General features: G+C 40.4%; 5 protein-coding genes. All 5 read left to right on the top strand.

Annotation, left to right across the window (positions count from 1 at the left end):
- Positions 1 to 227: 227 nt before the first annotated feature.
- Positions 228 to 3,410, top strand: a complete 3,183-nt coding sequence (locus H5T41_10190) for a DUF3883 domain-containing protein (GenBank protein MBC7109132.1) — start codon at positions 228 to 230, stop codon at positions 3,408 to 3,410.
- Between the two features lie 24 nt (positions 3,411 to 3,434).
- On the top strand, positions 3,435 to 6,086 hold the full coding sequence (locus H5T41_10185) for a DUF1156 domain-containing protein (protein ID MBC7109131.1): 2,652 nt from the start codon (positions 3,435 to 3,437) through the stop codon (positions 6,084 to 6,086).
- Positions 6,052 to 7,899: an ATP-binding protein gene (locus tag H5T41_10180; protein ID MBC7109130.1), complete on the top strand. Its 1,848-nt coding sequence runs from the start codon at positions 6,052 to 6,054 to the stop codon at positions 7,897 to 7,899. Before H5T41_10185 ends, H5T41_10180 begins: the two co-directional genes overlap by 35 nt.
- Positions 7,832 to 8,986 (top strand): hypothetical protein, encoded by a 1,155-nt coding sequence (locus H5T41_10175; protein ID MBC7109129.1) that lies wholly within the window; start codon positions 7,832 to 7,834, stop codon positions 8,984 to 8,986. The genes H5T41_10180 and H5T41_10175 overlap by 68 nt, the downstream gene beginning before the upstream one ends.
- A 10-nt stretch (positions 8,987 to 8,996) precedes the next feature.
- The coding region (locus H5T41_10170; GenBank protein ID MBC7109128.1) for a UvrD-helicase domain-containing protein at positions 8,997 to 9,415 on the top strand (419 nt) is incomplete at its 3' end.

Raw genomic sequence — 9,415 nt, 5'->3', positions numbered from 1 at the left:
GGCCTGGAGGCATTATTCCATTTCATAATACTCTCAATAGTCTTCCTATCAGTTGAGATAGGATTACTAGCAGCCCTAATACACCTAATAGTAGATGTATATCATCAAATCACAGGAGTTGAACATGGATGGTTATATCACAGGGCTTTGCACTTCACAATAGAATCACTCTTCTTCATCCTAATATTATCCTAGATCTATGAACAAAAATTTGAAGGTGGATGTTGTTGATAGAGGAGGGTTCAATTGTAGAGGCTCCCTTTTGGCCAGAACCTTTGGAAATAAAGAGTATAGAGAAGATCGATGAAGATTCATACTACATCGTAGGCGTCCTAGTCAATTCAAGGAAGCATGAGGAAAATATATTATCATCAGATGAACTCAAAGAATTAAATCCTAAATCTTATATTCTTGATTTTTCAGCTTCAGGATACGAATTTTTCCTCGCCCTTGAAGCATACCGATACATGAACGCCTCAACCTTCGACCCTCTACTTGCCATGAACACATCCCTCATCGACCCTCTACCATTCCAGTTAGACGCAGTCTACCTACATGCCCTTAAAATGCCACATTTACGTTTCATGATAGCCGACGACCCCGGGGCGGGTAAAACCATAATGGCAGGGCTCATCATAAAAGAACTGAAACTCAGAGGAATCGCCAAGAAGGTCCTAATAGTGACCCCCGGACACCTTACGAGACAATGGCTGCGAGAAATGAAAGAAAAGTTTCAGGAAAATTTCATAATCTTGGACCGGGCCTACATGAATTCCTATCAGAGTGAAAATCCATGGAGGACCGGCCAACAATATATAACATCTATGGATTTCGCCAAACAAGAAGATGTTATGAGAACATTATCAGGCATCAGATGGGATCTTGTAGTAGTTGATGAAGCCCATAAAATGTCTGCAAGACGCTCAGGAGACAATATAAGAAAGACAAAAAGATACAGGCTGGGAGAACTCTTATCGAAAAATTCAGATCACCTACTATTTTTAACTGCAACCCCACACAATGGCGACAAAGAAAGCTTCAGATTATTCCTAGACCTCCTAAAACCAGGATTTTTCGCGAACGAGGAACTAATAGAAGAAGCCAGACGAAGAAACGACAACCCACTCTTTATAAGGAGGATGAAAGAAGAGCTCAGAGACTTTGACGGCAAACCAATCTTCAAAGAACGCAAAACATCCACCATCAAATTCCTCCTATCAGATGAAGAAATGGAACTCTACATCAAACTCTCAAAGTATCTGAGAAAGGAATACAACAGGGCCCTATCAAAGGACAACCCATACAGTTACGTGTTCGCACTACTATTACTGCAACGGAGGATGGCCTCAAGCATCTACGCCCTCCTAGAATCGCTGAAAAGAAGAAAAAGAAAATGTGAAGACCTTCTAAAAGGCTCGGAAGCCAAGGAGGTCATGATAAACTCGTTCAAATATGAAGATGAGGAAGAAAGGAAAAGATGGGAGATAGAAAAGAAAATAGAATCATTAACACCATCAGAAACCCGAGAAGAACTAGAAACAGAGATAAAAACCCTTAAAAGGCTCATAGAAATGGCCAAGGAAATCTTGGAGTCTGGGAGAGAAACAAAACTAGAACAACTCAAAAAGATACTTGACAAGATAGGAGACGAGAAACTTCTAATATTCAGCGAATCCAAGGACACAGTACAATACCTCCAAGAAAAACTTGAAGAATGGGGATACAAAACCTGCACAATACACGGTGAAATGAGCATGGAAGAAAGGATCCAAGCAGAAAAAGACTTCAAAGAAAACAAACAGATAATGATAGCCACAGAAGCCGCTGGTGAAGGAATAAACTTACAATTCTGCCACCTCATGGTAAACTATGACATACCCTGGAACCCCAATAGACTAGAACAGAGAATGGGCCGAATACACAGATACAAACAAGAAAAGGACGTTCAAATCTACAATCTAGTCGCAAGAAACACGATAGAAGGCAAAATACTCCTAAAACTATTAGAGAAACTGGATAACATGCGCAAAGACATGGGAGATAGAATCTATGATGTGGTAGGGGAGATCTACACAGAAAGGGAACTATACAAGCTCATAGAAGAATCATTAAAAAGGAGAAGCCTAGAAGAAAAAGAAATAGAAAAAGAATTCAAACCCCCAGATAAATTATTAGAAAACATTCTAGGAGAACAACTCGCAACAAAAGTCGACTATGCAAAGATAAAAAGGATAAGAGAAGATGCTGAAGAAAAAAGACTAGTCCCAGAATACCTAGAAGGATTCTTCCAGAAAGTATTCCAAATGGAAGGATGGAAATACACAAAAAAAGGAGACACATACAAGATAAAAACACCACACAAACTCAAAGGACTCAAAAGAACATACAAAGTAACCTTCAAAAAAGAAAAAGCAAACGAAGAAATAGAATTCATATCCTATGGACACCCACTATTCGAAGCCATACTAGAACACGTGGAAAAAAAGTATGCGAAAAGCCTACACAGAGGCTCAACATTCAAAGACCCAACAGGCAGATACAATGGACTCATATGGTTCTTCCAAGGCGAAGTAACAGATGGAAACAATGAAACAGCAGGAAAAAAGATATTCGGCATCTACGACAACGGAAAAACATACGAGGAAATCGACCCCATCATCATATGGGACCTCATACCAGAAAAAAGAAAAATAAAACCCCAACCAGACAAAGAAAAAATAGAAAAACACGTCATAAAACTACTAAAAGACTACAAAAAAGAAATAGAAAAAGACCGCAAAAGAAAAGCCAAAATAAAAAAAGAATACGGTCTAAGATCCATAGAATACCTCATAACCCTATCACAAGAAAAAATATATAAATACCACAGACGACTCGAAAACGGCGAAAACGTCGAACTACCACTAAGAGAAGAGGAAAAACGCCTAGAATACTACAAAGAAAAGAAAAAGGAACTAGAAGATGAAATAAGGAAAGAAAAGACGCTCAAAATATCCATGCCAAGACTCCTAGGAGTCATACACGTAAGAGCAGACCCAACCGGAGAAGACCCAAACATCGAAAAAATCGGCATGGAACTCGCCATGGAACACGAAAGAAAACAAGGAAGAAACCCCCAAGACGTATCAAAACAAAACCGCGGATACGACATAAAATCAACAACACAAAATGAAACACGCTACATAGAAGTCAAAAGCCGAAAAAACCAGACAAACATCCAACTCACAGAAAACGAATGGACAAAAGCAAAAAGATTCCAAGACAAATACTGGCTATACATCATATACAACGCAACAACAAAACCAAAACTCATAAAAATACAAAACCCCGCAAAAAAACTAAACCCCACAAAGAAAGAAGAAATAATATACATAATATCATCCAACCAGATAAAACAAGCCCAAAAGTAGGGATAATAATGCAAAAAAAAATTCATAGAAAAAACATTCCCCATCCAAAAAGTAAGCCAAGAATCAGCCCGAGAAAAAAATATCAGACACGGCCACATATCAACCTTGCATATATGGTGGGCCCGCAGACCACTCGCAAGCTCCAGGACAACAATCTATGCCAGCCTAATCCCACCAGCCAAAGACGAACTAGAAAAAGCGAGAAAATCAAAGTTCATAGAAAAACTATCCAAATGGGAAAACACACAAAACCACCGGATAATAGAAAAAGCACGCCAACACATCCTCAAAGAATACGGCGAACCGCCCAGGATCCTAGACCCGTTTGCTGGTGGAGGTGCCATACCACTCGAGGCCTTGAGGCTTGGCTGCGAAGCCCACGCACTAGAATACAATCCAGTCGCCACCCTAATCCTAAAATGCACCCTAGAATACCCACAAAAATACGGAAAACCAAAAAACAAGGAATGGGCCGAAACACAAAACCCCCTACTCAAAGACGTGAAAAAATGGGGAAAATGGATCCTAGAAGAAACAAAAAAAGAAATCGGAAAATTCTACCCCAAAGACAAGGACGGATCCATCCCAGTAGCCTATATCTGGGCCCGGACGCTACCATGCCAAAATCCAAACTGCCAAGTCGAAATCCCTCTCATGAGACAATACTGGCTAGCAAGAAAAGGAAATAGGAAGATAGCCCTCAAACCAATCCCCAGAAAGGACAAAATAGACTTCCAGATAGTAGAGAATCCAGATTTCGACCCAAGCAAGGGGACAATATCAAGGGCTATCGTAACATGTCCAGCCTGCGGAACAACAATACCAGCCAAAGAGACAAGAAAACTATTCCAGGAAGGAAAAAACAAAGAAAGACTAATAGCAGTGGCCACAAAACACCCAAAAAAGCGGGGAAAACAATACAGACTCCCAACAAAAAAAGACTTGGAAACTTTCAAGGAAGCAGAAAAATATCTTGAAGAAAAAAGGGAAAAGCTCATGGAAGAATGGGGAATAGATCCAATACCAAACGAACCCATAAAAAGAGTTCCATTTAAATTTGGAGTTATTAATACATGGGTTTATGGTCTTGATAGTTGGGGTGATCTTTTCAATGCCCGCCAAAAACTCGCACTCATAACATTCACCGAAAAAATCAAAAAAGCCCACCAAAAAATGGTAAAAAAAGGCTATGATAAAGAATATGCAAAAGCAATAACATTATATTTATCATTTATACTAAGCAAACTAGCAGACTGGAATTCATCACTCTCAGTATGGAGGCCAGACCAAGAACGCAATGAGCATGTATTCTCTAGACAAGCTTTACCGGTGGTTTGGGATTATGGTGAAAGGAATCCATTATATGGTAGACTTGTTTCTACTGGTGCTATTGAGCGTGTTATCGAAAATTGTTCCAAGATCCCCTCTGTGAAGATGACAAGGGCAGTGCAAGGTTCTGCGACCAAACTACCATATCCTGACAACTATTTTGACGCTGTTTTCACAGACCCCCCATACTATGACAATGTCCCATATTCTTATCTTTCAGATTTCTTTTATGTTTGGTTGAAGAGGGCCATCGGAGATCTTTACCCTGATCTTTTCTTAACGCCTTTAACGCCTAAAAGGGAGGAGATGGTAGCTTATACTCATGATAGGTCCATGGAAGAGGCGAAGGAGAGGTTTGAGGAGATGCTCGGCCAGGCTTTCAAGGAGGTTTATCGCGTGCTTAAGCCTGGTGGCATTGCTAATATTGTTTATGCACATAAGACTACGGATGGTTGGGAGACTGTCATAAATTCTCTTATGGATTCTGGTCTTGTGGTGACGGCTTCTTGGCCTATTTCCACAGAGATGCGTGGTCGTTTGAGGGCTCAGAGGTCCGCTGCCCTTGCCTCTTCGATTTATATTGTGGCTCGTAAGCCAGATTATAAGAAGGAGACTGGTTTTTATGAGGAGGTTAAGGCTGAGCTTAAAAGGAAGTTAGGGGAGAAGCTTACTATACTCTGGGATGAAGGTGTCAGTGGCCCGGACTTTTTTGTTGCTGCTATAGGGGCTGGTTTAGAGGTGCTTGGCCGCTATGATCGTATAATGGATTATAGCGGTAATGTTATATCTACTGGCAGGATTCTTGAGGATATAAGAGGTGTTGCCGCGGATTTCGCTATTAAGAATATTCTGAAGGATGGTTTTGCCGAGGAACTTTCGCCTTCCACCAGATTCTATATATTCTATAGGTGGAATTATGGGAATCAGAGTGTTGAATTTGACGAAGCCAGAAAACTTGCAAGTAGTATGGGTTTAAACCTTGAAAATGAAGGTTTTATTGGCATCAGAGGGGGTAAAGTGAAGGTTTTTGGTCCTGATGAGAGAAAACCGGAAGATTGCAAGTCTAATGAGCTTATTGATATTATACATCTTGCTTGTATCTATTGGAGTCAGGGCAGGAATGATAAGGTTCAAGAGTTGGCCCGCTACTTTAATCCTGAAACTGATAGGGTTATGCAGGCTATAATTGAGTGTTTGCCTAATTGTAGGGAGAGGCAGTGGCTTGAAGGTTTAGCTTCCCAGTGGGGTTCAATAAGGAAAAAACTAATGGATGATAAAAGTCAGAAAAAGCTTACAGAATGGGGGATGATAAATGAAACCTTTTATATCGGTTGCAAGGCCACATGATGACGTGCTCAGGGATACTTTGGAGTTGGATGTTTTCGCCGCGAATATTTGGAATGTATATAAGGGGGATGCGCCTCCAGAATATCAGGATCCTCAGATATTTGAGAGTAAGACTTATCAGACTAGGGGTCTTGAGAATATAGTGGATGTTGTGAGGGCTAGGCTTGAAGGTCGTGGTGGGGACCCTGTTATACAATTGCAGACACCATTTGGTGGCGGTAAAACTCATGCTCTCATTGCACTTTATCATATGGCTAGGGACATGGATGCTAATGTTGTTGTTCTTGCTGGTGATGCTTTTGATGCTTCTGAGGTTGTCCTTTGGGAGGAGATGGAGCGTCAACTTACAGGGGATGTTAGTCTTTTGGGTTCTGAGACAGCTCCTGGAGTCGATAAGATAAAGAGTGTTCTTGTTGATTGTCAGCCTGTCCTTATACTTGTTGATGAGCTCTTGGAATATGCTGTTAAGGCTGCTGGTAGAAAAGTTGGGGATTCTAGTCTGGCTTCTCAGTTGCTTGCTTTCATGCAGGAGCTTTCTGTGGCTGTTTCGTCAGTTGAGAGGGCTTCTCTTGTCGTGACTTTACCTTCCAGTGTCTTGGAGCATTATGATGAGAATGCTGAGAAGTTGTTCCAGCAGCTTAGTAAGGTTCTTGGCAGAATCGAGAAAATTTATGCTCCTGTAGCAGATGATGAGATCTACGCTGTTATTAGGAGGAGGCTCTTTAAATCCGTGGATGAGGACGAGGTTCGAGGGATTGTTGAGGAGATTGTTGAGAAACTGGATTCTGAGGATCTTCTACCAGAAGGCTTGGACGTGTCTGATTATCGCAGGATTTTCATGGAGAGTTATCCCTTCCAGCCTGAGGTTATTGAGGTCTTGTATGAGCGTTGGGGGTCTTTCCCAAACTTCCAGAGGACCCGTGGAGTTCTAAGGCTACTATCACTCGTAGTGAACTCCCTTAGAGATTCGAGTATACCATTTATTCGCTTGTCAGATTTTGACTTGTCTAATGATCATATAAAAAGGGAGTTTATCAGATTCATTGGAAACGAGTATGATAGTGTTATTGCATCAGATATAACAGGATCTGATTCAGGATCCAAGATTATTGATTCAAGCCTAAAATCATATGCACCTTATAGGCTTGGCACACATATCGCCACAACAATATTCCTTTATTCATTCTCTGGTGGTGAACGCAACGGCGCAACACTCGAAGAGATAAAACGCTCATGTATAGAAACAGAGATACCCATGGCCATAATAAGCGACACATTAGACAAGATGCGGGAAAGATTATTCTATCTGCACAAAAGGGACGGCCTATACTATTTCTCAAACAAGCCAAACCTTATAAGAATACACACTACCAGAAAGGAAAATGTGACCAAAGAGATCATAACAGGCGAAGAAAAGAGAATACTAGGCCAGATCATAGGCAGAAAATTGTTTGAAAGTTACATATGGCCTCGTTCACCCGCTGACATACCAGATAATAAAAAACTGAAACTCATAGTTTGCAAGGACAAAGATGAATGCAACAGCATACTTGAAATGAAAGGTGAAAATCCTAGGGTTTATAAGAATACTCTTATATTCCTTGTTCCTGCTCCTGAGGAGCGTGGAATTTTCGAAGATCATGTCCGTGACAAGGTGGCCTGGGAAAACATCTATGATGATAGTGGCCTTGAGATCCCAGCGGAGGATAGAATAGGGGTTAAAAATAAAATCGAGGATCTGAAAAGTGAGGATAGGGAGAAGACAAGGAATCTTTATCCGTCATGTTTACGTGCCAGGCAGGGGAGAACTTGAAAAGATAGACCTTGGGAGGACAGCGGGAGTCGACACGCCCATAGATTATGAGATAAAGGACATGTTGAAGGATGAGGATAAACTAACAGACGAGATCGCCCCAAACGTCATAGAATTAAAATATCTTAACAAGGAGGACTATGTGGAAACCAGAAAAATATTAAACACATTCTACACAACACCCGGGGAGATAAGGATCACCAATGAGAAGGTCCTAAAAGATGCTATAAAAGCTGGGGTCAAAGAAGGACTATTCGGACTAGGAATAGAAAGACCAGATGGTCCGGAATGTAAATGCATTAAAGAAGAATGTGCTGTCACGCTCCAAGAAAAGGAGATAATAATAAAAGCTGAAAAATGTAAGAAAAAACCCGTGATAAAACCTGAAGATATAATTAGAAGGGCGCCGACTTATACTCTGAAGATATTCGATGAATACATTAAAAGAGGCTATGATCCAGAAGAGACAAGAGAAACCCTCACAAAAGCTATAAAAGAATGTATAGAAGACGGCACCATAATCTTAGGCATAGAAGAAGACGGAAAATTCACAGAAACAGAAACTCCACAGCTCATCGAAGGCGAGATCATCAAAGAACCAGAAAAACTAGTTATAAGCCTCAATGAAATCCTCCAACACCTAAAAGAAAAAGAACACATCCACACAAAAAAACTACTAAACGAATACGCCAAAGAAAATAAACTAGAAGAGGTGGAGGAAGCCCTCACAAAAGCAATCCAAAAAGGCATAAAATACAAAAAACTCATAATTGGCATACAAGAAGACGGAAAATTCACAGAAACAAGCACCCCACAGTTCATCGAAGGCGAAATCATCAAAAAACCCATCATAGAAGAAGGTAATATAACCAAAATACAATGGGACTTCGAAGTCGAACTAGATGACATAAACTACATATTAAACATAAAAAGGCACCTACTAGAATTCTTCAATAAACTCAAATCAAACATAAAAATTTCAATAAAAGTAGAAGATGGTAAAATACCAGAAGAAGAATATGAACGCATAAAAGAAACATTTGAACAACTTAACATCAAATTAAGCGAAAAAACAAAAAAAGAATAAAAATTTTAGGATGACCAGATCATTATGCGATGCCCAGGAGGAATGTACAGAAACCCAAAAAGAGGCCGTTAAATACGATGAAGGTCCGCTGCTTATAGTTGCCGGGCCAGGGACGGGTAAAACCCGTGTAATCATCGAGAAAGTGGCCTATCTTATAAAAAAGGAGAATGTGGACCCAGGGAGCATACTTGTCATAACATTCACTGAGAAAGCTGCCGAGGAACTTAAAAATCGTTTAAGAAAATGTGTGGGTTTAGACGTTGAGAGGATGCAAGTTTCCACCATCCATTCATTCTGCAATAGGATCCTGCGCGAATACAGTGAATATCATGATCTTGGCGCTGGCTTCGACATCCTAGACAACGATGACCAGTTAATCTTCATAAGATCCCATTTCTACAAGCTAGGACTCAACAAGTATATTAGAAT

It is taken from the genome of Methanomassiliicoccales archaeon (genome assembly GCA_014361295.1).
In the GTDB taxonomy this organism is placed as follows: Archaea; Thermoplasmatota; Thermoplasmata; order Methanomassiliicoccales; family JACIVX01; genus JACIVX01.
Note: the sequence above shows the minus strand (reverse complement) of the source record. Positions and strands in the feature narration are given on the sequence as shown.